The 25,093-nt window shown below is 72.6% G+C and carries 22 protein-coding genes; 9 read left to right on the top strand and 13 right to left on the bottom strand.

The features are described from left to right. Positions 1 to 2 precede the first annotated feature (2 nt). Complete coding sequence (locus AB0I67_RS35750) at positions 3 to 1,787, bottom strand: alpha/beta hydrolase (protein ID WP_357933114.1); 1,785 nt, start codon at positions 1,785 to 1,787, stop codon at positions 3 to 5. An 84-nt stretch (positions 1,788 to 1,871) separates the two neighbouring features. Next, on the bottom strand, positions 1,872 to 3,542 hold the full coding sequence (locus AB0I67_RS35745) for a serine/threonine-protein kinase (RefSeq protein ID WP_357933111.1): 1,671 nt from the start codon (positions 3,540 to 3,542) through the stop codon (positions 1,872 to 1,874). 32 nt (positions 3,543 to 3,574) lie between these two features. On the opposite strand from AB0I67_RS35745, the gene meaB reads away from it, so the two are divergent. From meaB to AB0I67_RS35720, 5 genes are read left to right on the top strand one after another with little or no spacing between them, the layout of a single operon-like run. Further along, positions 3,575 to 4,516, top strand: a complete 942-nt coding sequence (meaB, locus tag AB0I67_RS35740) for a methylmalonyl Co-A mutase-associated GTPase MeaB (RefSeq protein ID WP_357933108.1) — start codon at positions 3,575 to 3,577, stop codon at positions 4,514 to 4,516. Positions 4,517 to 4,571: 55 nt separating this feature from the next. Continuing rightward, positions 4,572 to 5,201, top strand: a complete 630-nt coding sequence (locus tag AB0I67_RS35735) for a TetR family transcriptional regulator (RefSeq protein WP_357933105.1) — start codon at positions 4,572 to 4,574, stop codon at positions 5,199 to 5,201. 1 nt (position 5,202) lies between these two features. Next, positions 5,203 to 5,622, top strand: a complete 420-nt coding sequence (locus AB0I67_RS35730) for a thioesterase family protein (RefSeq protein ID WP_357933102.1) — start codon at positions 5,203 to 5,205, stop codon at positions 5,620 to 5,622. Between the two features lie 5 nt (positions 5,623 to 5,627). After that, complete coding sequence (locus AB0I67_RS35725) at positions 5,628 to 6,500, top strand: acyltransferase domain-containing protein (protein ID WP_357933100.1); 873 nt, start codon at positions 5,628 to 5,630, stop codon at positions 6,498 to 6,500. Between the two features lie 17 nt (positions 6,501 to 6,517). After that, positions 6,518 to 7,915 (top strand): phosphatase PAP2 family protein, encoded by a 1,398-nt coding sequence (locus tag AB0I67_RS35720; RefSeq protein ID WP_357933097.1) that lies wholly within the window; start codon positions 6,518 to 6,520, stop codon positions 7,913 to 7,915. Positions 7,916 to 8,035: 120 nt separating this feature from the next. Here the strand turns inward: AB0I67_RS35720 and AB0I67_RS35715 are convergent, their stop codons facing one another. Beyond that, positions 8,036 to 9,805, bottom strand: a complete 1,770-nt coding sequence (locus AB0I67_RS35715) for a long-chain fatty acid--CoA ligase (RefSeq protein WP_357933094.1) — start codon at positions 9,803 to 9,805, stop codon at positions 8,036 to 8,038. A 275-nt stretch (positions 9,806 to 10,080) separates the two neighbouring features. Here AB0I67_RS35715 and AB0I67_RS35710 point away from each other — a divergent pair, with 275 nt between their 5' ends. Both AB0I67_RS35710 and AB0I67_RS35705 read left to right on the top strand, forming a co-directional pair. Further along, positions 10,081 to 11,757: an ABC-F family ATP-binding cassette domain-containing protein gene (locus AB0I67_RS35710; protein WP_357933091.1), complete on the top strand. Its 1,677-nt coding sequence runs from the start codon at positions 10,081 to 10,083 to the stop codon at positions 11,755 to 11,757. 116 nt (positions 11,758 to 11,873) lie between these two features. Beyond that, positions 11,874 to 12,788 carry a hypothetical protein gene (locus AB0I67_RS35705; RefSeq protein ID WP_357933088.1) on the top strand — a complete coding sequence of 305 codons (915 nt, stop codon included), beginning with the start codon at positions 11,874 to 11,876 and terminating at the stop codon, positions 12,786 to 12,788. 73 nt (positions 12,789 to 12,861) lie between these two features. Here AB0I67_RS35705 and AB0I67_RS35700 read toward each other — a convergent pair whose 3' ends face one another. Next, positions 12,862 to 13,125, bottom strand: a complete 264-nt coding sequence (locus AB0I67_RS35700; RefSeq protein ID WP_357933085.1) for a zf-TFIIB domain-containing protein — start codon at positions 13,123 to 13,125, stop codon at positions 12,862 to 12,864. 43 nt (positions 13,126 to 13,168) lie between these two features. Beyond that, a complete protein-coding gene (locus AB0I67_RS35695) occupies positions 13,169 to 14,029 on the bottom strand; it encodes a phosphotransferase (protein WP_357933082.1) in 861 nt (286 codons plus the stop codon). Positions 14,030 to 14,091: 62 nt separating this feature from the next. Here AB0I67_RS35695 and AB0I67_RS35690 point away from each other — a divergent pair, with 62 nt between their 5' ends. Then, positions 14,092 to 14,994 (top strand): TIGR03619 family F420-dependent LLM class oxidoreductase, encoded by a 903-nt coding sequence (locus tag AB0I67_RS35690; protein WP_357933079.1) that lies wholly within the window; start codon positions 14,092 to 14,094, stop codon positions 14,992 to 14,994. Between the two features lie 105 nt (positions 14,995 to 15,099). On the opposite strand, the gene AB0I67_RS35685 is transcribed toward AB0I67_RS35690, so the two are convergent. Beyond that, the gene (locus tag AB0I67_RS35685; protein ID WP_357933076.1) at positions 15,100 to 16,170 is read right to left on the bottom strand and encodes a serine hydrolase domain-containing protein; all 1,071 of its coding nucleotides are present in this window, start codon (positions 16,168 to 16,170) and stop codon (positions 15,100 to 15,102) included. Between the two features lie 221 nt (positions 16,171 to 16,391). After that, positions 16,392 to 17,303, bottom strand: coding sequence for an N-acetylmuramic acid 6-phosphate etherase (gene murQ / locus AB0I67_RS35680; RefSeq protein WP_357933073.1), 912 nt, complete (start codon positions 17,301 to 17,303; stop codon positions 16,392 to 16,394). Positions 17,304 to 17,361: 58 nt separating this feature from the next. On the opposite strand from murQ, the gene AB0I67_RS35675 reads away from it, so the two are divergent. After that, positions 17,362 to 18,453, top strand: a complete 1,092-nt coding sequence (locus tag AB0I67_RS35675; RefSeq protein ID WP_357933070.1) for a DUF1343 domain-containing protein — start codon at positions 17,362 to 17,364, stop codon at positions 18,451 to 18,453. On the opposite strand, the gene AB0I67_RS35670 is transcribed toward AB0I67_RS35675, so the two are convergent. Genes AB0I67_RS35670 through AB0I67_RS35645 form a run of 6 tightly spaced genes read right to left on the bottom strand, consistent with a single transcriptional unit; the run spans position 18,432 to position 24,967 of the window. After that, positions 18,432 to 19,265 carry a GNAT family N-acetyltransferase gene (locus tag AB0I67_RS35670; protein ID WP_357933067.1) on the bottom strand — a complete coding sequence of 278 codons (834 nt, stop codon included), beginning with the start codon at positions 19,263 to 19,265 and terminating at the stop codon, positions 18,432 to 18,434. The two genes, AB0I67_RS35675 and AB0I67_RS35670, sit on opposite strands and share 22 nt — an antisense overlap. Beyond that, positions 19,265 to 20,266 carry an ABC transporter ATP-binding protein gene (locus AB0I67_RS35665; RefSeq protein WP_357933064.1) on the bottom strand — a complete coding sequence of 334 codons (1,002 nt, stop codon included), beginning with the start codon at positions 20,264 to 20,266 and terminating at the stop codon, positions 19,265 to 19,267. The genes AB0I67_RS35670 and AB0I67_RS35665 overlap by 1 nt, the downstream gene beginning before the upstream one ends. Continuing rightward, entirely contained in the window at positions 20,263 to 21,237 is a 975-nt protein-coding gene (locus AB0I67_RS35660; protein ID WP_357933062.1) for an ABC transporter ATP-binding protein, read from the bottom strand. The genes AB0I67_RS35665 and AB0I67_RS35660 overlap by 4 nt, the downstream gene beginning before the upstream one ends. A 6-nt stretch (positions 21,238 to 21,243) precedes the next feature. Further along, positions 21,244 to 22,140, bottom strand: a complete 897-nt coding sequence (locus tag AB0I67_RS35655; protein WP_357933060.1) for an ABC transporter permease — start codon at positions 22,138 to 22,140, stop codon at positions 21,244 to 21,246. Further along, on the bottom strand, positions 22,137 to 23,144 hold the full coding sequence (locus tag AB0I67_RS35650) for an ABC transporter permease (RefSeq protein ID WP_357933058.1): 1,008 nt from the start codon (positions 23,142 to 23,144) through the stop codon (positions 22,137 to 22,139). The genes AB0I67_RS35655 and AB0I67_RS35650 overlap by 4 nt, the downstream gene beginning before the upstream one ends. Beyond that, positions 23,141 to 24,967 (bottom strand): ABC transporter substrate-binding protein, encoded by a 1,827-nt coding sequence (locus AB0I67_RS35645; RefSeq protein WP_357933055.1) that lies wholly within the window; start codon positions 24,965 to 24,967, stop codon positions 23,141 to 23,143. The genes AB0I67_RS35650 and AB0I67_RS35645 overlap by 4 nt, the downstream gene beginning before the upstream one ends. Positions 24,968 to 25,093: the final 126 nt, after the last annotated feature.

The raw sequence follows: 25,093 nt of genomic DNA, 5'->3' as shown, positions 1-25,093 counted from the left end.
TGTCACCGCACATCCTGCGGCGAGTAGAGCGAGGGCGAGGAGTCGGTGCACGGTGGGCTCACCTGCTTGTCCGGGAGGATGATGTCGGGCGCGAGCTGGGGCATGAGAAGCTGCGGGCGAAGGTAAGTGATCTTGTCGCAGTTACCGGTGATGATGTGGCCGAGGTTCCGGAGGGACGCCGAGTACGGATCCCAATAACTGCTGTGCGAAGCCAGTGGGACCCCCGGCGCCACCGGAAAGCTCTGTGCCCCGAACTCCGGCCGCCCCGGATCCCGCCCGAAGCGCCCCAGCATCGCCACCGGATCCGTCCCAGCCTCCCCCACCCACACCTGCGACCCCCGCATCCCCAGCTCGGACACATGCGACACCCCCACCCCCGGGCTCCCCACGAACACCAACGTGTCCGCCAGCCGCCCGGGCCGGAGGACGGCGGCCTTGCCCGTGGTCAAGGAGCCGTAGCTGTGCCCCACCACCACGGACCGAGCCGTCCCGGAGGGCCGGTGCGAGGCGCGGAGCCCGTCCACGAATCCCGCCAAAGCCACCCCACCGAGAGCGGCCGCACGGTCCAGGGTGACGGACCGGGAGGCGTGGAACACCCCGGGGTCGAGTTGCGGCGCGTCGTACCCCAGCCAGGTGATCGAAGCCACAGCCCGCCCCCCGGACGTGGTGGAGGCCTGCTGCCAGAGGGCCCGCGACCGCTGCACCTCCCCGGCCGCCCCGTCCAGCGAGGAGCTGAGCCCGGACACGCTGGTGACGGTGATGTCGGCCGCGTCGGGGTCGCCCCATGACAGGACCAGCCGCCCCAGCCCGGTGAGGTCGAAGGCCAGCAGGTACTGGGGCGGGTGCCCGGCCACCGGCCGCAACACCCGCTCGATGAGCTCGATCCGCCGGAGCCGGTCGTTCAGCGGCTCCCACCCGCCCAGCAGCCGCGGGTCCCGCGCCACCTCGGCCACCCCGGCGTCCCGTTCGCGCAGGAGGCGCGCTTTCTCGGCGGCCAGGTACTCCCGGTTGGCCCGGTCTCGGACCGCACAGGGCAGCCCGTCGAGCAGCCCGAAGCCGGGGAGCCCAGCAGCCCGGGAACGGGCGGGCAGGTCCAGGGTCTGCCACCACGCGCTGACCCGCCCGGCCTGGCCGGGATCGCGCCCGGCCAGCAACTGCCGCAGCGCCTCGGCGTCGCCTCCGGACAGCCGTCCCAGCAGCGCCTGGGTCCCGGCGGTGTCGGGGGCGAAGCCGCCGAACAGGCCGTACGCCACCCCGCTCCCGGACAGCGCCCCGCCGGGCGCCTGCTGCCGGATGCGGGCCAGCCGCCGCCGCAGGTCGTCCGCCTGGGCGTGGCACCAGGCCGCCACCTGCCCGAGGCGGCTCCCGGGCCCGGGGTCCGCGCCCGCGCCGGACAGTTCGGCCGCCAGCCGGGTCCCGGCCGCCGCCAGCGCCTCACCGCCGGTCCCGAGGGCGGTGATCAGCGAGGTCATCGCCTCCGGCTCGATGCCGCGATACGCGCCCGATGGCGGGTTGGCCACCGCCACGGACGTGCCGAGCCGCGGGACCACCGGGGCCGCTCCGCCGTGCCGTACCACCTGGGTGGCCAGCGCGGCCAGGGCCTCACCCAGCGTGGCCTGGAGGGCGGCCCGCCGCCCGGCCAGCTCCGCGCCGAACGCCGGAGCGCCGCCGCCCACCCACGCGTGCCCGTTCATGAGCCGGACGGCTGGATCCAGCCGGTCCCGGCACCCGGCCGCCAGCGCCGCACCCCGGTTGAACGCCGCGAGCGCGGCCGTATGCTCCGCCATGTCCGAGCCAGGATGGCACGGCCCCCGGACCGCGCTCAGCCGATCGGCAAGTCGTCCGGATTGCTCCTGACCTGCGGGGATATCTCAGGAGTCGGCGGGGTGGGTGGTGTGCACCTTGCCGTTGGCGTCGGCGGCGAGGTAGCCGCCGCCGTACTTGTCGGACAGGTAAACCATGATCGTCGGGCGGCTCGCGGTGGAGAAGGTGGGCCAGGTCGGCTTGACGATGACGTAGCGCGAGGTCGGCTTCTTCACCTTGAGCGTCTGGTCGGCCTTCTTGAGCAGTACCGGCAGCACCGACCAGTCGATCTTCGTCACGTCGAAGGTCTGGCCGCCGTAGGGCCACGGGCCGTCGAGGACGCCGGGCGTGACGGCCCCGTCGCGGTAGTTGAGGGAGTCGTAGGCCTTGGGACGGCCGCGGACCGGGATGTTGACGCTGGCGTACTCCGGATAGATCGTCAGCTCCCACACCTTGGTGCCGCCGGTCTCCTGCTTGACCGCCGCGGTGATGGCCCGGATGCCCTCCGGGGTGATCAGGTCGGCGGGCTGGCGCGGGGTCTCGCGCTCGGCGCTCGGCTCGGGGGTGGGGTCGTCATCGGGCTTGGCGTCGCGGGAGGTCACGGGAGAGGAGCCCGCGCGGGGCGTGCTGGTCGTGCCCGGAGTCTCGCCGATGAGCCGGGGGACCAGCACGACGCCGCCCACCACCAGGGTGGCGGCGACCGCGACGGCGAGCACCGCGACCACCGGGGCCTTGGACTTCGACCCGGTCTGCGTGGCCTGGTTGTACGGCGAGCCGTGCCGGCCCGGGTCGCCCGAGGCGAACGTCTTGCCCCCGCCGAACCCGGGCGAGGTCCCGGTGCCCCCGAAGGCCGGTGGCCCTCCGGGTCCGAAGGCCGGCTGCCCGGAGGGTGCCGGGGGTGCTCCGCCGTACGACGGGTGGGGGCCGGAGGCGGACGTCGCCCACGGGGCAGGGCTCTCGCCGGTCACCCGGGCGAGCTCCCGCTCCAGCCACTCGAACGGCGGCCGCGCATCGGGGTCGGGCGTGAGCAGCGCCCGCAACACCGGCTCCAAAGGACCGGCGTTCGTGGCGGGCGGGATGTTCGCGGCCAGGACGGCGGCGAGCGTGGCCATGGTGGTGTCGCGCCGGAACGGGTTGCGCCCCTCGACCGCCACGTACAGCAGCAACCCCAGCGACCACAGGTCGGAGGCGGCATGCCCCTCCAGCCCGCGAAGCCGCTCGGGCGCCATGTACTCGGGCGAGCCGACCAGTTCCCCGGTCCCGGTGAGGCCGGGGGCGTCCCCGAGCGAGGCGATCCCGAAGTCGGTGAGCACCGGCGTGCCGTCCGGCCGCAGCAGGACGTTGGCCGGCTTGACGTCCCGGTGCAGGATCCCGGCGGCCTGCGCGGTGCGCAGGGCGGCGAGGATGCCCCGGCCCACCCGGGCGGCCTCGGCGGGCGGCATGGGCCCGTAGGCGAGCCGCTGCGCCAGCGACTGCCCGGCGACCAGCTCCATCACCAGCCACGGATGCCCGCCAGGGATGTCCACGATGTGGTGGATGGTCACCACGTTCGGGTGATGCAGCCGCGCCAGCGCCCGAGCCTCGCGCAGCACGCGCTCCCGCATCTGCGGGGAGCCGCCGTCGCGGACCTCCTTGAGCGCGACCTCCCGGTGGAGTGCGACGTCGCGCGCACGCCAGACCGTGCCCATGCCGCCGCTGCCGAGCTGCTCAAGCAGCTCAAAGCGCCCGTCGATGACCATGGCGGACAGCCTAGCGGCATAGCATCGAACCCATGCGTTCGCTGGAGGACTACGTCGAGGGCGTGAAGGCGGGTTCCCGTACCTGGATCGCCCGGGCGATCACACTCGTGGAGTCGGCCCGGCCCGATCACCGGGAGCTGGCGCAGCGCATGCTGGTCGAGCTGACGCCGCTGGCGGGCGGGGCGCGGCGGGTGGGGATCAGCGGGGTGCCCGGCGTGGGCAAGTCGACGTTCATCGACGCGCTGGGCTCGATGCTGACCGGCGAGGGCCGCCGGGTGGCCGTGCTGGCCGTGGATCCGAGCTCGACGCGGACCGGCGGGAGCATCCTGGGGGACAAGACCCGGATGGCGCGGCTGTCGGCGGACGAGGCGGCGTTCGTGCGGCCGTCGCCGACCAGGGGGACGCTCGGCGGGGTCACCAAGGCCACGCGCGAGGCGATGGTCGTGGTCGAGGCGGCCGGGTACGACGTGGTGCTGGTCGAGACGGTCGGCGTCGGGCAGAGCGAGACCGCCGTGGCGGACATGGTGGACAGCTTCCTGGTGCTCAGCCTCGCCCGCACCGGCGACCAGTTGCAGGGCATCAAGAAGGGCGTGCTGGAACTGGCCGACGTGATCGCCGTCAACAAGGCCGACGGCGAGCACGAGCTGGCCGCGCGCAAGGCGGCGCGCGAGCTGGCCGGGGCGTTGCGCATGGTGCACGCCTCGACCCAGGTGCTGACCTGCAGCGGGCTGACCGGGGCGGGGCTGGCGGAGGTGTGGCGGCAGGTCGTCGCGCACCAGGACGGGCTCGACCTGGTCGCCAAGCGCCGCGAGCAGCAGGTGCGGTGGGTGTGGACGCTGGTGGAGAATCGCCTGCTGGACGAGGTGCGGCGGGCCCCGGCGGCGGCCGGGATCGAGCGGGCGGTCCTGGCGGGCGAGCTCACCCCGGCCCTGGCCGCCGACCGGCTCATCGAGGCCCTCCGGGCCCGCCTCTGACGGCCGGGCAAATATAAGCGACCGGTCGGTCTTATTGTCTGCTAGCCTCGTAGGCATGACAGACGGCCGGAAGGTGCGCGGGCAGCGCAGCCGGGAGGCGATCCTGGCCACCGCGGTCGAGCTGGCCTCGGTGGACGGGCTCGACGGCCTGTCCCTGAGCAAGCTCGCCGCCGCCGCGGGGATGAGCAAGTCGGGCTTCTTCTCGCACTGGCGCGACAAGACCGAGCTGCAGCTCGACGCGGTCGAGTGGGCGGCGGCCCAGTGGCGCGACCGGATCGTCGTGCCCGCGCTGCGCCGCCCCAGGGGCGTGCGCCGCCTGTTCGCCCTGCACGAGGAACGGCTGCGCTTCTACGCCGAGGGCGTGCTCCCGGGCGGCTGCTTCTTCTTCGCCGCCGAGGCCGAGTTCGACGACCTGCCCGGCCCGGTCCGCGAGCGGATCGCCGAGGCCAAGCGCGACTGGCACGGGCTGCTGCTGCGCGTCCTCTCCGAGGCCGTGGCGCAGGGCGACCTCGTCCCCGAGACCGACCCCGAGCTGCTGGTGTTCGAGATCAACGCGATCGGCGCCGCGGTGGTCACCTCCGCCCGGCTGCTCGAGTGCGAGCCCAGTTTCCGGCACGGCCGCCAGGCCGTGCTCCAGCGCCTGCGCGCGCTGGCCACCGACCCCGCTTTGCTACCGGAGGATTGAGATGACCCAGATTCGCCCCGTCCAGGTGCACTTCGACGACCTCGACGCCATGGGACTGCTGCACAACTCCCGCTACGCCCTCCTGGTGGAGCGGGCGGTGACCACGTTCTGGACCGAGCAGGGCTGGGCCTTCGACCCGTCGGTCTCGGCGTTCAAGGACGTGTTCATGGCCGTGCGCGAGTTCAAGATCCTCTACAACGCCCCCATCGTGGGCGTCGGCGAGGTGCTGGTGGAGTTCTGGATGGACCGCATGGGCACCACCAGCGGCGTGTACGGCTTCCGCGTGCTGTCGGCCGACCGCTCGGTGGTCCACGCCGAAGGCCACCGGGTGAACGTGAACCTCGACCCGGCGACCTTCCGCCCCACCCCGTTCAGCCAGGAGATCCGGGACGCCGCGTCCACGCTGCTGCTGGCAAGCTAGGCCGTATGGATCTCAAGCACCTGACCGCCGAGGAGCTCCTGCGGCTGGCCGTACCGCACGAGGACGTCAACCCCCTGCTCGCCGGAGCGCCCAGGCCGGGCTCCGAGACGTGGCGGCAGGTCGAGAGCTACGCGGGGCAGCTCGTGGCCGGGACGGGCCGCCCAGGGTCGGAGATCACGCTGCCCGAGGAGGCCACGGCCGAGCACGGCCCGTACTTCTACGCCTACGTCTACCTCGCCGCCCTCCCGTACACCCGCGCCTACCACCGCGAGCACGGCGTCCCGGACGAGGTGAGCTGGCTGACCCTGACCGACCTGGGCCGCCACCTCGCGGTGCACCGGCGCAAGTTCGGCACGGCGGGGCTGCACGCCCCCTGGTGGCACTCGCTGCACCACCGCGGGCTGCTGTACTCGCTGGGGCGGCTGCAGTTCGAGCGCGCGGTGATGAGCAAGACCACCGCCGAGGGGGTGCGTGCGGCCGGCCTGCCGTACGGGGAGGGAGATCCGGTGCTGAGCGTGCACATCCCCGACTTCATGGGCCCGATGAGCCCGGAGGCGTGCGACGCCTCCTACGCCTGGGCCAGGGAGTTCTTCCCCGCCCACTTCCCGGACGAGCGGCACGTGCTCGCGGTCTGTTACTCGTGGCTGCTCGACCGGCAGCTCGCCGAGTACCTGCCGGCCGAGTCCAACATCGTCGCCTTCCAGCGCCGCTTCCGCGAGCTCTACCACCGCGAGGACAACGGGCTGATCGGCTTCATCTACGGCCGCGACCTGCCGCCGGAGGAACTGCCCCGGCGCACCGCGCTGGAGCGGGCCGTGGCCGACCACCTGGCGGCGGGCCGCACCTGGGGTTACGCCGCGGGCTTCCACGAGATCTGAGCGGGTACGTGGCGGGCATGCGGCTGCGATCACACCTGAACAAGCTGGACAAGACGCTGTTCGCCGCGGTGGCCGGGGCGCGCCTGCCGGGCCTGGAGCACGTGCTGCCCCGGCTGTCGCGGGCGGCGGACAACGCGCTGCTGTGGGCGGGCGTCTCGGGCGTGCTGGCGCTCAGCGGCCGGCGGCGGCTGCGCCGGGCCGCGACGCGCGGCATGCTCGCCGTCGGCCTGGCCAGCCCTTTGGTCAACCTGGTCGGCAAGCAGGCCTTCAACCGGCGCCGGCCCACGCCCGACGACCTGCCGCTGGCCCGGCTGCTCAAGACGCCGCTGTCGGCCTCCTTCCCCTCCGGGCACTCCGCCTCGGCCGCCGCCTTCGCGACCGCCGTCGCGCTGGAGGCGCCCGCGCGGATCGCGATCCCGGTCGGCCTGGCCGCCGCCGGCGTCTGCTTCTCGCGCGTCTACACCGGCGTGCACTACCCGGGCGACGTGCTCGCCGGGGCGGCGGTGGGCGTGGTCACCGGCCTGCTCACCCGCCGCATCTGGCCCGAGCCGGGCGAGCCCGGCCGCGCCCGCGCCGCCACCACCGCCCCCGCCGCTCAGCACGACCCGGCCGGCGAGGGCCTGCTCGTGCTCGGCTCGCCGCCGCCCGCGCTGCTGGCCGCCCTGCCCGCCGCCCGGACCCACCAGGACGTACGGCCCAGCGAGCCGATCCCCGACGGGGTGAAGGTGCTCGGCGTGGCCGGCGACGACGCGGCGGTGGCCGAGGCCGCGGGCCTGGCCATCGGGCACGGCGTGCCGCTGCTCACCGTCCCGGCGCCGGGCGCGCGCTTCCCGGTCGAGCTCGGCATCGAGGACGTGGAGGAGGCCGTCTCCGCCTACCGGACCGGCGACGTCGTCGCGGTGGACGTGGGCGAGGTGGTCTCCGGCGCCGGGCGGCGGGCGTTCGTCAACCAGGCGGCCTTCGCGCTCCACCCCGAGCTGGCGCGGCGGGTCGAGGCGGCGCGGCCGGCGGTGGGGACCTGGCCGGCGCTGCTGTGGTCGATGGCCAAGCTGCTGCGGGACGGGGCCGCGCCGGAGGAGCTGGTGATCGACGGCGTGCCGTACCGGACGTGGCTGCTGGTGGCGGGCAACTGCCGGCACGAGGGCGGCGGGCCGGTGCCCCGGCATCGGGCGCGGCTGGAGGACGGGCTGCTGGACATCAGGCTGCTGACCGCGGCCGATTCGCTGCCCCGGGTGCGGGTGCTGGTGAGCCTGGTGGGGGCGCGGCTCGGGTTGTCGCGGCACTATCGGCGCTGGCAGGCCGACACGCTGCACGTCGCGGGGGCGGAGGTGGTGGCCTGCGACGGGCGGGAGTGGCGGGGGGAGGGGCCGTTGGTGGTGGGGAAGCGGGCTCGGGCGTTGCAGGTGTTGCGGTGAGGGTTTGGCCATCGCCGACGTCGGCTGGTCGGTCGGCGGGGGCATGGGCCGTCTTACGAGGGCTCGCCGCATAGATGCAGGAAAGCCCCGCGGGCTGGGGACCCGCGGGGGGGTAGCGCGTCAGCGGGGGTTGGCGTCGGTGTAGAAGTCGTCCAGGGTGTCGCCGTAGTGGGTCTCGACGACCTTGCGCTTGACCTTGAGGGAGGCGGTGAGCTCGCCGGTCTCGACAGAGAAGTCCGCGGGCAGGATGGCGAACTTCTTGATCGTCTCGTAGCTGGCCAGCCCGGCGTTGACCGAGTCGATCGCCTTCTGCACCTCGGCCCGCATCCGCTCGTGGTCGCGCAGCTTCTCCGGCTCCTCGGGCAGCCCCTCGGCCTGCGCCCAGGGCTTGACCACGTCGGGGTCGAGGGTGACCAGCGCGGTGCAGTAGTTGCGCCGGTCGCCGTGCACGAAGACGTGCGACAGGTACGGGCAGGCCGCCTTGATCTTGCCCTCGATGTGCGTCGGCGCGACGTACTTGCCGCCGGAGGTCTTGATGAGCTCCTTCTTGCGGTCGGTGATGCGCAGCCGGCCCTGGTCGTCGAGCTCGCCGATGTCGCCGGTGCGCAGCCAGCCGTCCTCGGTCAGCGCCTCGGCGGTGGCCTCGGGCAGGTTGTGGTAGCCGCGCATGATGCCGGGCCCGCCGATGAGCACCTCGCCGTCCTCGGCGATCTTCACCTCGACGCCGGGCAGCGGCGGCCCGACGGTGCCGAAGGCGTTGGACTCGGGGCGGTTCATGAAGCTGCCCGCCGACGACTCGGTCAGGCCGTAGCCCTCCAGGATGGGCAGCCCGGCGGCGTCGAAGAACTCGGCCATCTCGATGGACAGCGGCGCCGAGCCGGAGATGAAGAAGCGGATCCGGCCGCCGAAGCGCGCCTGGAGCTTGCTGAAGACCAGCTTGGTGGCGATCGCGTGCTCGACCCTGGTGGTCAGCGGAACCGACTGGCCGCGCTGGCGGGCCCGGCTGACCCGCAGGCCGGTCTTCTTGGCCCAGTCGAAGATCTTGGCCTTGGCGCCGCCCTCGCGCGCGGTGGTCGCGGCGACGGTGTTGTGCACCTTCTCGAAGATGCGCGGCGCGGCGGCCATGAAGGTGGGCTTGAGCTCGCCGAGGTTCTCGACGATCTTGTCCAGCCGGCCGTCGACCGCGGTCGGGACGCCGCAGGAGATCATCGTGACCTGCAGCAGCTTGCCGAAGGAGTGCGACAGCGGCAGCCACAGGAAGTGCAGGTCGGCGGGGCCGAGCAGGTCGAGCTTGGCCACGCTGTCGCCGGTCGCCAGCCAGTTGGCGTGGGTCAGCTCCACGCCCTTGGGCCGGCCGGTGGTGCCGGAGGTGTAGATCAGCGTGGCGAGGTCCTCGGGGGCGATGGCCTCGACCAGGGCGTCGTAGTCGCCCTCGCCGCTCACCTCGTCGAGCCGCAGCACCCAGCCGTCGTCGCTGGCCGAGCCGTCGATGACCAGGACGTGCGCGACGTCGGGCAGGTCCTTCCGCACCGAGAGCAGCTTGGCCACCTGCTCGTCGTTCTCCGCGATGACCAGCCGGGTGCCCGAGTCGTTGATCACGTACGCGCACTCGTCGGCGGTGTTCGACGGGTAGATCGTGGTGGTCGCCGCCCCGGTCGCCAGGACCGCGAGGTCGGCGATGATCCACTCCACCCGGGTGGAGCACAGCAGCGAGACGCGGTGGTCGCGGTTCGCGCCCAGGGCGGCCAGACCCAGCGCGAGCGGCCGGACCCGGCGGTCCACCTCGCTCCAGGTCAGCGAGGTCCAGCCGGACTCGCCCGGATAACGGTACGCCTCGGCGTCCGGGGTCGACGTGACCCGGTCGCGCAGCAGGGCGGGAATGCTTGACATGGGGGGCCTCCCTCTGGGTGACGCTGTGCCGACTCTAGGCTGCCTACCCGCCGTGAGTCGATCCTGTTGCCTGCCGGATCTTCTTCCCCTATCATGACCAGGTCTTATCGCCTAGCCCTGGAGGGCACGAGTGAGGATCTGAGGTCGCGGGAACCGCGCCTGTCTTCGGCGCACCTGTCACCTCACGTCCGGTCTCGGCCGTTCGGCCTGTTCAGGCGCGCCTGCGGTGTTCCCGCCAAGCATCACTGACCATTCGTGATCTTGGGAGCCGCCTCATGTCATATTCCATCGTCGTGGACCGCGTGTCCTTCGGCTGGCCCGACGGCACCACGGTGCTGCGCAGCCTCGACGCCGCCTTCCCCGCCGGCCGTACCGGCCTGATCGGCCGCAACGGCGCCGGGAAGTCCACCCTGCTGAAGATCATCGCCGGTGAGCTGCGCCCCCGGTCGGGCGCGGTCGCCGTCGCCGGGGAGATCGGCTATCTCCCGCAACACCTGCCCGCCGCCGGCCGGGACGTCTCCGGACTGCTCGGCCTCACCGAGGTACGGCGGGCGCTGCACGCCATCGAGTCCGGCGACGTCGCCGAGGAGCACTTCGCCGCGGTCGGCGAGAACTGGGACGTCGAGGAGCGCGCCCGCGCCGAACTCGACCGCCTGGGCCTCGCCCACGTGGGCCTCGACCGGCCGGTCGAGACGCTCTCCGGCGGCGAGGCCGTCATGGTCGCGCTGGCCGCGCGGTTCCTGCGCCGGCCGGACGTGCTGCTGCTCGACGAGCCGACCAACAACCTCGACCTCGCGGCCCGCGAGCGGCTGTACGCCGCCGTGGAGTCGTGGCCGGGGGTGCTGGTCGTGATCAGCCACGACCGGCTCCTGCTGGAGCTGGTCGATCAGATCGCCGACCTGCACGAGGGCGGGGTCCGTCTCTACGGCGGCACCCTGTCCGACTACGAGGAGATGCTGGCCGCCGAACGCGAGGCCGCCGAGCGCACCGTGCGCAGCGCGGAGGCCGACGTGCGCCGCGAGCGGCGCGAACTGGTCGAGAACGCGACCAAGCTCGACCGCCGCAAGCGCTTCGGCGACAAGATGCAGGCGCAGAAGCGGGTGCCGAAGATCGTCGCCGGCAGCCGCAAGAGGGCCGCGCAGGTCTCGGCGGGCCGGCTGCGCACGACGCACCGGGAGAAGCTCGAGCAGGCGCGCGAGCGGCTGACCGAGGCCGAGGCGGCGGTCAGGGAGGACGCGGAGATCCGGGTCGACCTGCCCGAGACCGAGGTCCCGGCCGGCCGCACGGTCCTGACCCTCCCGCTCGACCCGGCGCAAGCCGTACCGGCCGGGGAGACCGGGCAGTCCGGGCAGGCCGGGCTGGCAGGGGAGGCCGGGCAGGCCGGGCAGGCCGTCGGCGAGCCAGGCGAGGAGCCGGCCGAGGCCGTGCGGGTCCTGACCGAGCTGCTCGTGCGCGGTCCCGAGCGGATCGCGGTGCTGGGCGCCAACGGCTCGGGCAAGACGACGCTGCTGCGCCGCATCCTGGAGCACGGCGCGCACGTGCCCGTGCGCTACCTGCCGCAGCGGCTCGACCTGCTCGACGACGAGCGGAGCGTGCTCGACAACGTGCGCGCCCTGGCTCCGACGGCCCCGGTGACCGAGGTACGCGCCCGCCTGGCGCGCTTCCTGTTCCGCGGGCAGACCGTCATGCGCCGGGCCGGCCTGCTGTCGGGCGGGGAGCGCTTCCGCGCCACCCTGGCCGCGCTGCTGGCCGCCGAGCCGCCGCCACAACTGCTCCTGCTGGACGAGCCGACCAACAACCTCGACCTGGCCAGCGTGCGGCAGCTCTCGCAGGCGCTCAACGCCTACCGGGGCGCGTTGATCGTGGTCAGCCACGATCTGCCGTTCCTGGAAGGGCTCGGGATCACCCGCTGGCTGGAGCAGGACCGGGAGAGGGGGCTGACCGAGTCCTGAATTGACGGCCAGGGATCAATCGGGCGATAGTGTGGCAGATGGCTGGCCCCCGGTTGAAAACCTCAGCGCTCGTTCTCGCGGCGCTGACCCTGAGCGCATGTACCAGTCCGGTCTCCGTGACCGGCTCCCCGGAGATCAGCGGCGTCGCCGGTCAGGGAGGTGCGCAGGGCGCCCAGCCCTCCTCCTCCCCGGCCGGGCCGCAGTCCTCGGCCCCGCCCAGCGCGGCGGCCCTGGCCCCGGAGGACTACAAGGGCAAGCTGCGCGGCGTGGGCGGCCCGGTCCGCGAGTCGCTGGACGGCATCGCCTCGGCCCGGACCGTCAAGACCCTCGACCAGCGGGTGGAACGTGCCGAGCGCGAGCTGCGCGAGGCCGCCGACGGCCTGGCCGCGCTGGTGCCGCCGGCGGAGGTCGCCGCCCAGCACCAGTCCTACGTGAGCGCGATGCGGGACTTCTCCGCCGCGCTCGGCTCCACGCTGGGCAAGGTCGGCAGCCGCGCGGTGTGCACGCCGTCGGCGGTCTTCACCGACCTCGGCGGCAAGCTGAAGGCCCTCGACAGCGCCGGGCAGGCCCTGCAGAAGGCCGGCGGCTACCCGGCCGACGTCGTCTCGGTGAAGGCGGCCGGCAAGCTCAGCCGCCGCCTGGGCAACGGCTCCTTCGTCCGCTCCGGCACCCTCAACGGCCGCAGCTCGCTGCAGATCCACAACGGCGCGAGCCGGGACGCGGTGGTCACGCTGATGCGCGGCGACAGCCGGGCCTTCAGCATCTACGTGCGCCGCAAGGCCAAGTTCAAGGTCCGCGGCGTGCGGGACGGCACGTACCGCATCTTCTTCACCCACGGCGTCGACTGGGACTCCAAGGCCCGCGCCTTCACCCGCGACTGCAGTTTCGAGCGCTTCCAGGACAAGGTGCGGTTCAAGACGACCTACACCTCCACCCGCATCCTGTGGCACGACTGGCGGATCACCCTGCACGCCATCTCCGGCGGCACCGCCAAGACCTCCACGGTCGACCCCGGCGACTTCCCCGGCTGACCTCGCGCCACCTTCGGGCCCGGACGTGGAAAGGGGCCGCACGGAGTGCTCCGTGCGGCCCCTTTCCGTCAGGTCAGGACGAGAACAGCATGTTCACCCAGCTGCGCTGCCTGTGGTGGCCGTAGTGGCCGCCGCCGTGGTGCGGGGCGCCCCAGCCGGGCGCGCCGTGCGCGGGCGGGGGAGGCGGCGGGGCGGCGTTGTAGCTCGCCTCCATCCGGGTCAGGGTCTCGAGCTCGCCATAGTCGAGGAAGATGCCCCGACAGTTGTCGCACTGCTCGATGTGAACCCCGTTACGCTCATATGTCCGCATATTGCCGCGGCACTTGGGGCACTGCATCTTGCTCTCCTTGCCCGAATAGGGGAACCAACTGCGTGCGCCACTATCTCAGGCTTTCCTGAAGCCCGACAATCCTGCCGCACGCCTCGATCAACGATTGCTCCGCCTCGTCGAGTTCCCGGCGCTCGCGCAGAGCCTTGTCCACCGCCACCGCGGCCACTTGCGCGGTCAGCGCCCGCGCAGGGACGTCCAGCCGGGCCCAGGGGTCGCCCGTCCCCAGCGCCGGGCCGCCCGCGGCCAGGTAGGCGCCCAGGAACCGCTCCCAGATCGCCGGCTCCAGCAGGCCCGCCGCGTACCACGCGGCCGGACGCGCCAGGTCCCAGGCCGGGTCGCCCGCGCCGAGGTCGTCCACGTCGATCAGCAGCCAGCGCTCGCGCAGCACGAGCTGGCCCAGGTGCCAGTCCCCGTGCGTCAGCCGGGCCGGGGCCGGCCCGGACGCCTGATCGGGGTCGGGCAGGCCGGCCAGCGCCTGCCGTACCAGCTTCTCGGCGGGGGAGTCGCCGGTCAGCCGGGCCACCGCGCGGGCCGCCCGCGCGGGCCCGCCTGCCGGCGGCAGCGGCGGCAGCGAGGTGAGGGGTACGGCATGCAGCCGCGCCAGCAGCCTTGCGCCCTCCTCCCACGGCGCGTCGGCCGGATCGTCGTCAGCGGAGATCGGCCGGCCCGCCGGCCACACCGTCACGTTGCGGCCCTGCCGTACCAGCACCTCCTCGCTCAGCGGCGCCAGCATCACCTCGCCCAGCCGGGCCGCCGCGCGCAGCCGCAGCGGCAGCTCGCCGGGGTCCTCGCGCACCGAGTGCGCCTTGGCCACCACCTCGCCGCGCCGGACGACCAGCACGTCGGTGCGGGTGGGGAAGGCGACCGGCTCGCCGGTGCCGCCGTACTCGCCGGCCACCTCGGCCAGCATCCGCCCCACGCTGAGTGTTTCCTGACCCTGTGCTTCCTGACCCACTGGGCAAGACTATTGCCATGAGCAGAACTGGCTTCGCCGTCCCGGTGTCCGGTCCCTGGGCCACGCCGGAGAACCTGCGCCGGGTGGCCCAGCGGGCCGAGGAACTCGGCTACGCGTCGTTGTGGACCTTCCAGCGCCTCCTCTACCCGGTCGGGCACCCGATGGGCCCCACCTACCGCAGCGTCCAGGACCCGGTGGTCACCCTGGCCCACCTGTCGGGGCTGACCTCGCGGGCCGAGCTCGGGGTCGCGGTGGTCAACGCCTTCGTCCAGCCGGTCGTCCTGGCCAAGCAACTGGCCACGTTGCAGACCCTGTCCGGCGGGCGGCTCCTGGCGGGTATCGGGCTCGGCTGGCTGCCCGAGGAGTTCGCCGCGGCCGGCGTCGGCTTCGACGGGCGGGGGCGGCGCGGGGAGGAGTTCGTGCAGGTGCTGCGGGCCTGCTGGGAGCAGGAGGTGGTCGCGCACCAGGGGGAGTTCTACTCCGTGCCCGAGTCCTACCTCGATCCCAAGCCGCTGCCCGGGCCGCCGCCCGTGCTGCTCGGCGGCGCGGCCGACCGGGCGCTGCGCCGGGCCGGGCGGATCGCCGACGGCTGGATCAGCTCCAGCCGGGAGGACCTGTCGGGGATCGGGGAAAAAATCTACATTGTAAAGGCGGCGGCCGAGAAGGCCGGGCGTGATCCCGAGGCGCTCCGCATCGTCGTCCGCGGGGTCACCAAGCTCGGCGGGCGCGAGCGCGCGCCTCTCGTGGGTACGGCGGACCAGATCCGGCAGGACGTGGCCGATCTGTTCGGCCAGGGCGTGACCGACGTCTTCCACGACCTCAACTTCGACGCCGACGTGGTCACCGCCGCGCCGCAGGAGGCCCTGCGCCGCGCCGAGGAGACCCTGGACGCCCTCGCCCCCCCAGGACCCGGATCGTAGCGACCGGAGGCCGGGGGAGGATCGGACGTCGGCGGAGGACCCGACGCCGGGGGCGGGCCGGAGGCCGGGGGTGGGCGGCTTCCACGCCCGCCCCCGGCGCGGCCGTCAGCGGGCCGCCTCCTGCGTCGCGACTGCCGCGACGGCGGCCACGGTGGCGACGGCGTGGCGAAGCTCGCGGATGCCGGGCCGGCCCCGCAACGGGTGCACGGCGTTGGTCAGCACCACCACGGTCAGCCGCAGCGACGGCTCGACCACGAGCGAGGTCCCGGTGAATCCGGAGTGCCCGAACCCCCCGGTCAGCGGCCCCACGATGGCCGGATCGCCGAGCCGCACGCCCAGTCCCTGCCGGAAGGCCGCCCCGGTCGCCCCCTGGTCGCGCACCATCTCGGCCACCGTCTCCGGCTTGAGCACCGGCCCTCCGCCCAGCCGCAGCATCTCGCCGAAGCGGAGTACGTCGTCCGCGGTCGAGAAGAGCCCCGCGTGCCCGGCGACGCCGCCGAGCGAGGCGGCGGTCTCGTCGTGCACCACGCCCCGGGTGCAGCCGTGCGGGCGGCACTCGGTGGCCGCCACGCGCGGCAGCAGCTCGGGTCCGGGCCGGTAGCAGGTGTCGGCCAGCCCGAGCGGGCCGGTGACCCGCTCGCTCACCAGCCGGTCGAGCGGCGCCCGCCCGGCCAGTTCGGCGATCCGGCCGGCGGTGACCATGCCCACGTCGGTGTAGAGGTACGGCCCGCCCACCGGCTGGGTGATCGGGGTGGACAGCACCAGCTCCAGCCGCTCGTCGTGACCGCCCTGGGGCAGTTCGAGGTCGGGGCGGCGGGTGGGCTGCAGGCCGGCGGTGTGCGACAGCAGGTGGCGAAGGGTGATGTGGCGGCGCTCGGCGTAGTGCTCGGGCAGCCACCGCACGACCGGCTCGTCGAGGTCGAGCCGGCCTTCCTCGGCCAGGGAGAGCAGGGCGGCGGTGGTGAACAGCTTGCTGATGGAGGCCAGGTCGAACAGGGAGTCCCGCTGGGCGGGCGGGCGCTGGGTGGCCAGGGTGCCGTCCTCGTCGGTGTAGCGGACGAGCTCGCCGGCCGCGGCGGCGGCCACGACCGTGCCGTCCACCGCGATCAGCGCCACCGCCGCCGGGCAGACCGCCGGCACGGCCTCCGCCAGCACGTCCTCCAACCGGCCCTGCACCCCGTCCCCGGAGCCCTCGCCGCCCGGCGGGGTGCCCGCCGGGGGGGTTGCGGTCTCCGATGGGAGGCGCGGGAGGCCCGGAGCGGGGCCCTCGGCGTCCGAGGTGCGGGGCGTGGCGTCCGTCGGGTCCGTGGAGGCGGCTTCGGTCAGGCCTGCCCTCGTAAGACCCGCGCCGCCCGCTCCCGCCCCAGGTGCACCGGCCCCGGGAAGGTGGCCGGCCGTCAAGTGCCGTTCACCTTCTCCAGGGCGTCGCCCAGGCGCTCGCCGTGCTCCTCCAGGCGGGCGCGGGCGCCGCCGGCGTCCAGGCCGTGCTGGATCATCACCACGGCCACCTTGGCCTGCCCGCCCGCCTCGTCGAGGGCCTTGCGGGCGGTGTCGAGGTCGGCGCCGGTGATGTCGCCCACCATGCGCGCGGCCCGGTCGGCGAGCTTGGAGTTCATGGCCGACACCTCGATCATCCGGTTGCCGTAGGTGCGGCCGAGCCGGACCATCGAGATGGTCGAGATCATGTTGAGCACGAGCTTCTGCGCCGTGCCGGCCTTGAGCCGGGTGGAGCCGGTGACCACCTCGGCGCCGACGACCACCTCGATCGCGTGCGCGGAGGCCGCCGACAGTGGCGAGTCGCTGTTGCACGACAGGCCGACGGTCAGCGCGCCGCGCCGGCCGGCCTCGGTGACCGCGCCGAGCACGAAGGGCGCCCGGCCGCTGGCCGAGATGCCGACGACGGAGTCGAGCGGGCCGACCTCCAGCTCGGCCATGGTGGCCGCGCCGGCGTCGGCGTCGTCCTCGGCGCCTTCGACCGAGCGGGTCAGGGCGTCGGGACCGCCGGCGATGATCCCCTGCACGAGGGAGGGGTCGGTGCCGAAGGTGGGCGGGCATTCGGAGGCGTCCAGGACGGCCAGCCGCCCTGAGGTGCCCGCGCCTACGTAGAGCAGCCGTCCTCCGGCGGCCATCTGGTTCGCGATCGCGTCGATGGCGGCCGAGATCGCCGGGATCGCCACCGCGACGGCGACGGGCACGGCGGCGTCGGCCGCGTTCATGAGCCTGGCGATCTGCTCGGTCGGCAGCCGATCGATCTGGCTGAAGCGCGGATCGCTCTGCTCCGTGGACATCTCGGGAAGCGGATCAACCATGACGCTAATTTCCACCCTCTGGGTTTGTTTTGGCAATAAGTTTCAGAGAATATTAACCATGCGAATCGGAGCAGAGCGGCTGGCCGCGGATCCCACCCTGGTGCAGGGGGAACGCATCGGCCTCATCACCAACCCCACCGGCGTGTTGCCGGACCTCACCCCGACCGCGCAGGCGCTGACGGCCGCCGGGCTGCCGCTGGCGGTCCTGCTCGGCCCCGAGCACGGCCTGCGCGGCACCGCCCAGGCGGGCTTCACCGAGCAGGACTCCACCGACCCGGTGACCGGCCTGCCGGTGCTGGAGACCTACGAGGCCGACCCGGTGGAGGTGCTGGAGCGCTCCGGGGCCGACACCCTGATCTTCGACATCGCCGACATCGGCACCCGCTTCTACACCTTCATCTGGACCATGTACGACTACCTCGCCGCGGCCCGCAAGCTCGGCGTGCGCTTCGTCGTGCTCGACCGCCCCAACCCGCTCGGCGGCGAGATCGCCGAAGGCCCCCTGCTCGACCCGGCCTACGCCAGCCCGGTCGGCAAGGCGCCGATCCCGATCCGGCACGGCCTGACCGCCGGCGAGCTCGCGCTGAGCTTCGACCCGTCGGTCCAGGTGATCGAGATGGACGGCTGGCGCCGCGACATGGACTTCGCCGCGACCGGCCTGCCGTGGATCATGCCCTCGGTGAACATGCCCACTCCCGACACCGCCCTGGTCTATCCGGGCACCGGCCTGCTGGAGGGCACGAACCTGTCGGAGGGCCGCGGCACGACCCGCCCGTTCGAGCTGATCGGCGCGCCGTACCTCGACGAGCGGTTCCTGCCCGCGCTCCGGGAGCTCGAGCTGCCCGGCGTGCGCTTCCGCGAGGCGTGGTTCACCCCGACCTTCCACAAGCACGCCGGGGTGCCGGTGCGCGGCGTCCAGCTCCACGTCACCGACGCCGCCGCCTTCCGCCCCGTGCTCACCGGCGTCTGGGTGCTCCACCTGGCCAGGACCCTGTACCCGGACGACTTCGCCTGGTGGGGTCCCGACCGGTTCGAGGAACACCTGTGGGGCTCGGGCACGCTCACCGGCGCTCCGCGCGACCCGCGAGAGCTGTGCCCCGACCCCTCCCGCCCCGTCGGTCACCTGCTCTACCCCAGCTCGCGGCGGTAGAGCCAGAAGACCCGCTCGGCACGGGCGCCGACCGCTCTGGAGTAGAACCGGAGCGGTCCCACCCAGCCGATCTGCGCCTGCGCCTGGCCGGCCGCCCGTTGCTCGGCCAGGCACCGGCGCAGCAGCACGCGGCCCAGGCCGAGGCCCTCGGCGTGCGGCGCGGTGCCCATGGGCCCGAACCAGGACGGCCGGGCGCCCCAGGCGGCGAAGGCGACGACCTCGCCGTCGCGCTCGGCGTAGTGCAGCCCGGCCGCCGAGGCGGCCTCCCACGCCCAGCGCTCGTTCCACTCGCGTTCGACGAAGGCCACGACCGCGTCGGTGACGCCGGAGCGCACCCGCACGCCGGCCCGCGCCAGGCGCTCGACGTCGGCCTCGGTGTCCAGGTCGGCGCGTTCCAGGTCGGCGGTCATGTTCCAGGCGACGTGGAAGCGCTCGTAGCCGAGCCGCTCGGCCAGGCAGGCGGCGGCGGTGTAGCGCACGTCGATGCCGGGCCAGGCGTAGCAGGGCGGGTTGCCGGCGAAGCGCGCCTCGGCGGCGCCCTGGCCGCGCAGCCAGGTCTCCGCCTGCCGTACCAGCTCCTTGCCCAGGCCGCGGCCCCGCTCGTCCGGATGGACGGCGAGCAGGTCGAGATGCCCGATGGACGGGTCCTTGCCGGAGACGGAGGCGAAGACGACACCGCCGTCCAGTTCGACGGAGGTCCAGACCCGCTCCTTGGGCGGGCTGGACAGCCGCCGGACCAGCGCCGCGCCCTCACCGGGGTCGAGCGTCAGCGCCGCCTCGGCGATCTCCTCGGCGTTCTGGCCGGCCGCCATCACACCTCCCGGGCGACGACGCTTCGCCGGCGCGGGTGGATGCAGGCGTGCCGCTGCGGGACGCCCTCGGTGAGCTGCAGCGGCGGCGGCGCGGCGGTGCACGCCTCGGTCGCGAACGGGCAGCGGCGGGCGAACAGGCAGCCGGTGTCCTCCTTCGACTCGTCGAGGCCCGAGGTGGGCACGACCGGCTCCTCGCCGGGCACCTCCAGCCCGTGCAGGACCGGGATGGCCGACAGCAGCGCCTGCGTGTAGGGGTGCACCGGATCGGCGATCACGGTGTCCACCTTGCCCTGCTCGACGACCTGGCCGCGGTAGATCACGTACAGGTCGCCGTCGTCGCCGATGTAGCGGGCGGTGGCCACGTCGTGCGTGATGAACAGCACCGACACGTTCAGCCGCTCGCGCAGGTCCTTCAGCAGGGCGAGGATGCCCAGCCGCAGCGAGACGTCGATCATCGAGGTGGCCTCGTCGGCGACCAGCATCTCCGGGTCGACGGTGAGCGCGCGGGCGATGACCACGCGCTGGCGCATGCCGCCGGACAGCTGGTGCGGATAGCGGCCGAGCACGGTGCCCGGGTCGAGCCCGACCAGGCTCAGCACCTCGGCGGCGCGCTCCTCGATCCACTTGGCGTCGCGCCCGGTCTGCTTGGCCCGCAGTTGCAGCGGCGCGAAGAGCGTCTGCTGAATGGTGCGGGTGGGGTTGAGCGCCGAGTAGGGGTCCTGGTGGATCATCTGGATCCGGCGGAAGTACGGCTGGCGCGCCTTCGGCTTGAGCCCCGACATCGGCACGCCGTCGATGGTGATCTCGCCGCCGTCGTAGCTCTCCAGCCCGGCCAGGATGCGGCCGAGCGTCGTCTTGCCGCAGCCGGACTCGCCGATGAAGGAGGCCGCGCCGCCGCGGGGGATGCTGAAGTCGACCCCGCGCAGCGCGCGCACCTCGCGCTTGTCCAGCACGTTGCCGCGCTGCTTGAAGGTCTTCGTGATGTTCTCGCCCGTGATCACGCGTGCTCCTTGACCTTGACGGCGTGGCAGGCGACCAGGCGGCCGCCGATCGACTGGGTCTCGGGGTCGACGGTGTCGCAGACCTCCATCCGCAGCGGGCAGCGCTCGCGGAAGACGCAGCCCTCGGCCGGCACGGTGGCCAGCGTGGGCGGGCGGCCGGGCAGCGCGCGGGCCTCGTCGATGTCGCCGGTCAGGCGGGGAATGGCGCGGATCAGGCCGCGCGTGTACGGGTGCTGGGGCGAGGCGAGCACCTCGCGGGTGGGGCCCTGCTCGACCAGGCGCCCGCCGTACATGACGGCCAGCCGGTCGGCGACCTCGGCGACCACGCCGATGTCGTGCGTGATGACCATCGTGGTGAGGCCGCGCTCCTCGTGCACCTCGCGGATGATCTTCAGGATGTTGGCCTGGGTGATCATGTCGAGGGCGGTCGTGGGCTCGTCCAGGACGACCAGGTGGGCGTTGAGCACCAGCGCCAGCATGATGCCGACGCGCTGGCGCATGCCGCCCGACAGCTCGTGCTGGTGCGAGTCGAGCACCCGGTTGCCGTCCAGGCCCATCCGGCCCAGCAGCTCCTTGGCGTCGCGCACCAGGCCGCGCAGGTCGTCCACGCCGTGCGAGCGGCCCAGGTCGAGCAACTGCTTGCCGACGGTCTTGAGCGGGTTCAGCGAGTTCTGAGCCGCCTGGAAGACGTACCCGATCTTCGCGCCCCGCGCCTTGCGCAGGTCCTCGCCCCGCAGGGCCACGACGTCGCCCAGGCCGTCGATCTCGACGCTGCCGCCGGCGATCCTGCCCGGTGGCTGGACCGCGTTGAGCAGGCTCAGCGCCAGCGTCGACTTGCCCGATCCGGACTCGCCGACGATGCCGGTGATCGTCCCGGCCGCCAGCTCCAGGCTGACCTGGCGGACGGCGGGCAGGTTGTTGTAGGTGACGGTCAGCCCGTCGATGCGCACTCCCGGCGCTTGCTTCGACACGGCTTGTTACTCCTCGCGCAGCCGGGGGTTGAAGATCTCGTCCATGGCGTCCACCACGAGCACGATGCCCAGGGTGAGCAGCAGGATGGCCAGCAGCGGAGCCAGCAGGTACGGCAGAGCCGACGGGGTGGTCATCGCGCCGCCGCCGAACACGGCGAGGTTGAGCATGACGCCCCAGTTGTCCGCCTCGTACGGCAGGACGCCCAGGAAGAAGAGCCCGACCTGCGCGTAGACCGCGCCGGTGACCGCGATGAGCATGTTCATCGCGATGTAGGGCGCCATCGACGGCAGCAGCTCCTTGCCCACGATGTGCGTCGTGGACAGGCCGAGCCCGCGCGCCGCCTCGATGAAGCCGCGCTCGCGCAGGGACAGGGTCTGCGCCCGCACCGCGCGCGCCACCGAGCCCCAGCCGAGCAGGCCGAGCACCAGGCCCATCTCCACCGCGCTGCCGAACTGCCAGACGGTGGTGAGCACCAGCAGCAGGGGCAGGCCGGGGATGGTGAGCTTCATGTCGGTGAGCCGCATGAGCACGGTGTCCCAGCGCCCGCGCTTGAAGCCGGAGAACAGGCCGATGGCCGCGCCGAGCACGACGGTGATCACCGCGGTGACCAGCGCGCTCAGCAGCACGTACCGCGAGCCGGTGACCACCTGGGCGAAGACGTCCTTGCCCTGGCCGTCGGTGCCGAACGGGTGCGCCCAGGTCATCGGACCGTAGGTGTTGCTCACGTCGCGCGGCAGGTGCTCGGGGTAGAACAGCGGCCCGAAGATGCCCATGAAGGCGAAGGCCAGCAGGATGACCACGCCCACCATGCGGCTCGGCTTGCGCTTCATCACGCGCCACACGCCACGCCAGAAGTCGCGGCGGATCGACGCGCTGGAGGTCTCCAGGACGATGGTGCTCATGCGCCCTCCTTCCCGGCCCGCACCCGGGGGTCGATGACGGTGTAGAGCAGGTCGGCGAAGATGTTGGCCACCACGATCGCGACGGTGATCAGCAGGAAGGCCCCGCCCATCAGCGAGTAGTCGCGGTTGGTGACGGCGTCGATCAGCTTCAGGCCGAGCCCGGGGTAGTTGAAGATCTTCTCGATGAAGACCGCGCCGGCGAACAGCAGGCCCAGCGAGAGCGCCAGGATGGTGAACAGCGGCAGGATCGCGTTGCGCGCGATGTAGCGGAAGACGATCGACCGCTTCATGCCGCGCAGCTCGGCGGCGAGGATGAAGTCGTCGCCCAGCACGGTGACCACGCTCGACTTCATCGCCAGCGTCCAGCCGCCGTAGCTGGCCAGGCAGTAGGTCAGCACCGGAAGGGTGGCGTGCTGCGCCAGCGAGGCGATGTAGGGCCCGTTGAAGCCGGGCTCCACCAGGATGTCGGCCACGCCGTCCAGCGGGAGGACCTGCAGGGTGGTGGCGAAGATCGCGGCCAGCAGCAGGGCCATCACGTACTGCGGCACGCCGTGCAGCAGCGAGCCGGAGATGTTGAGGATGTCGCCGAGCTTGCCCGAGCGCTTGATGGCCGCGTAGACGCCCATCGTGACGCCGACCAGGAAGCTGAGCAGGGTGCCGGTGAGGACCGGGATGACGGTCCACTTGGCCGCCTCGAACAGGTCCGTCGTGACCGCGACACCGGGGTTGAGCACCGTCTGGCCCAGGTCGAGGGTGGCCAGGCCGGCCAGGTAGTCGAGGTACTGCGACCAGACCGAGCCCTCCGGCTGGAAGCCGTAGATCACCTTGACCTGCTGGGTGGCGGCCGCCGGGTCCATGCCGGAGGCCACGAACTTCTCGTAGGCGGCCAGCATCGGGTCGCCCGGGATGTTGCGGATGATGAAGAAGCTGATCGAGGCGACGACGAAGATCATGACGAGCCCGCGGGCCAGGTGGCCCGCGAGCTTTCTGACGACTACCGTCATGCCTTCTTCTTCACCATTCCGAGCTGGATCCAGACGCCGGGCGGCTGGCGCAGCAGGTCGTGGTCGTCACCGGGGAAGCCGGTGAAGCGGCTGTGGTTCTGGAACTGCGTGTTGACGTAGTCCCACATCTGGATGACCGGCAGGTCCTGGTTGGCGACCTTGGCGAGTTGGGCCATCAGCGGCTTCTGCTCCTCGGCGGTGACCGAGTTGAGCTTGGCGGTGAGCTCACCGGGGTTGACCTTGCCCAGGCCCTCGACCTCGATCTGCTCGGGCGAGCCCATCCAGTTGCCGTTCTTGCCGGGCGCGTTGTGCGTGACCTTGCCGGCCACGTTGACCCAGCCGTTGGCCGAGCCGTACAGGCGCTGGAAGATGTTGTACGGCGCCGGGCCCAGGGCGATGAGCCAGAAGCCGGTGTCGTACTTGCCCTCGGCCATCTCGGTCTGGTAGAGCGGGAAGTCGGCCGCGGTCACGATCTCGGCGTCGATGCCGGCGTCGATGAGCTGGCTCTTGATGTTCTCCTGGGCGGCGAGCCAGTCGGAGAATCCGGCCGGGGCGTGCATGGAGAGCTTCCACGGCTTGCCGTCGGCCAGGTGCCACTTGCCGTCCTTCTTGGTCAGGCCGGCGGCCTTGAACTCCTCCTCGGCCTTGGCCAGGTCCGTGTTGTACTTCTCCAGGGTGTCGAGCTCGGCGCCCAGCCACTCCTTGGCCGCGGTCTGGTGGATGCCGGTCGTGGTGAGCGCCGGCATGCCGCCCTCGGGCGAGGCGATCTTCTGGACCTCTTCGCGGTTGATCAGGTAGGCCAGGCCCTTACGCACGTGCACGTTGTCGTACGGCTTCTTGGACTGGTTGAACGCCAGGCCCACCGCGACGGGGGAGTAGCCCTTGACGACCACGTTGCCGGGGGCGCCCTTGATCTTGGCCATCGTGTCCGCCGGGACGGCGACGAAGCCGGAGCTGTCCAGCTTGCCGGTGATCAGGTAGTTCCACACCTGCTCGTTGCCGGTGTAGTTGAGCAGCTGCACCGCGTCGGGTCCGACGTTGGCGGCGTTGTAGAAGGTGGGGTTCTTCTTCAGCAGCGCCGCGCCCGGGTTGACCCGCTCCAGCACGTACGGCCCGGCGGAGACGTCCTTGCCGGGGTTGAAGGCGATGACCTTCTTGCCCAGCTCGGTGATCTCGGTGCGGACCGCCTCGGCCTCGGGGCCGGTGCCGCGCGCGGCCTTGATCTTGTCCCAGATGTCGGCGGGCAGCACGCCCTGCCACATGTGCGCCGGGATGACCGCCCAGTCGAGCACGCCGCGGGCGAAGGTGGCGCTCGGGTTGGACATGTCCTGCGAGACCTTGATGGTCTTCTCGTCCACCACCGTGACCTCGGCGGCGGCGCCGGCCGCGCCGGGCTGCAGGGCGAAGGCGGTGCTGCCCTGGGTGTAGGCGATGGCGAGGGAGAGCTTGACGTCCTCGGCGGTCACCGGCTTGCCGTCGGACCACTTGTTGTTGGGCTGCAGCTTGATGGTGATGGAGGAGCCGTCCGGCGCGATCTCCCAGCTCTCCGCGATGCCGGGGTAGAACGCGTTCGCGTCGGTGAGGTGGTTCTTCGTCCACGCCAGCTTCATCGAGTTGAACCCGACGAAGGAGTTGCCCTTGGGCGCCCAGGGGTTGGCGGGGCCGTTCACGTCGATGCCGGGCTTGTTGACGTCGATCGTGGTGTAGACGGCCGGGCTGCCGCCGCCGGCCGAGGCCGCGGGCTTGCTCGAGCTATCAGTGCTACTGCACGCCGAGACGGCGGCGATACCGAGCAGCGCCACAACGGCTGCTAGTCGCTTCATGCTCTGCTCCGAGTGGGGGACCTTGAGATTTGACCCCGACCGTATGGCCGGGTGGGGGCCGCGTCAATAATCTCCAGGAGTTGTGAAGTTAATGTAACTTTCCTTCACGACCGCCTTCGATGGCGC

Source organism: Nonomuraea sp. NPDC050310, assembly GCF_040655795.1.
Lineage (GTDB): Bacteria > Actinomycetota > Actinomycetes > Streptosporangiales > Streptosporangiaceae > Nonomuraea.
This window is presented reverse-complemented; position numbering and strand designations above follow the sequence as displayed.

Coding starts and splice junctions, on each gene's coding strand:
- AB0I67_RS35750 (WP_357933114.1), bottom strand. CDS start 1,787: ATGGCGGAGCATACGGCCGCGCTCGCGGCGTTCAACCGGGGTGCGGCG.
- AB0I67_RS35745 (WP_357933111.1), bottom strand. CDS start 3,542: ATGGTCATCGACGGGCGCTTTGAGCTGCTTGAGCAGCTCGGCAGCGGC.
- meaB (WP_357933108.1), top strand. CDS start 3,575: ATGCGTTCGCTGGAGGACTACGTCGAGGGCGTGAAGGCGGGTTCCCGT.
- AB0I67_RS35735 (WP_357933105.1), top strand. CDS start 4,572: ATGACAGACGGCCGGAAGGTGCGCGGGCAGCGCAGCCGGGAGGCGATC.
- AB0I67_RS35730 (WP_357933102.1), top strand. CDS start 5,203: ATGACCCAGATTCGCCCCGTCCAGGTGCACTTCGACGACCTCGACGCC.
- AB0I67_RS35725 (WP_357933100.1), top strand. CDS start 5,628: ATGGATCTCAAGCACCTGACCGCCGAGGAGCTCCTGCGGCTGGCCGTA.
- AB0I67_RS35720 (WP_357933097.1), top strand. CDS start 6,518: ATGCGGCTGCGATCACACCTGAACAAGCTGGACAAGACGCTGTTCGCC.
- AB0I67_RS35715 (WP_357933094.1), bottom strand. CDS start 9,805: ATGTCAAGCATTCCCGCCCTGCTGCGCGACCGGGTCACGTCGACCCCG.
- AB0I67_RS35710 (WP_357933091.1), top strand. CDS start 10,081: ATGTCATATTCCATCGTCGTGGACCGCGTGTCCTTCGGCTGGCCCGAC.
- AB0I67_RS35700 (WP_357933085.1), bottom strand. CDS start 13,125: ATGCAGTGCCCCAAGTGCCGCGGCAATATGCGGACATATGAGCGTAAC.
- AB0I67_RS35695 (WP_357933082.1), bottom strand. CDS start 14,029: ATGCTGGCCGAGGTGGCCGGCGAGTACGGCGGCACCGGCGAGCCGGTC.
- AB0I67_RS35690 (WP_357933079.1), top strand. CDS start 14,092: ATGAGCAGAACTGGCTTCGCCGTCCCGGTGTCCGGTCCCTGGGCCACG.
- murQ (WP_357933073.1), bottom strand. CDS start 17,303: ATGGTTGATCCGCTTCCCGAGATGTCCACGGAGCAGAGCGATCCGCGC.
- AB0I67_RS35675 (WP_357933070.1), top strand. CDS start 17,362: ATGCGAATCGGAGCAGAGCGGCTGGCCGCGGATCCCACCCTGGTGCAG.
- AB0I67_RS35670 (WP_357933067.1), bottom strand. CDS start 19,265: ATGGCGGCCGGCCAGAACGCCGAGGAGATCGCCGAGGCGGCGCTGACG.
- AB0I67_RS35655 (WP_357933060.1), bottom strand. CDS start 22,140: ATGAGCACCATCGTCCTGGAGACCTCCAGCGCGTCGATCCGCCGCGAC.
- AB0I67_RS35650 (WP_357933058.1), bottom strand. CDS start 23,144: ATGACGGTAGTCGTCAGAAAGCTCGCGGGCCACCTGGCCCGCGGGCTC.
- AB0I67_RS35645 (WP_357933055.1), bottom strand. CDS start 24,967: ATGAAGCGACTAGCAGCCGTTGTGGCGCTGCTCGGTATCGCCGCCGTC.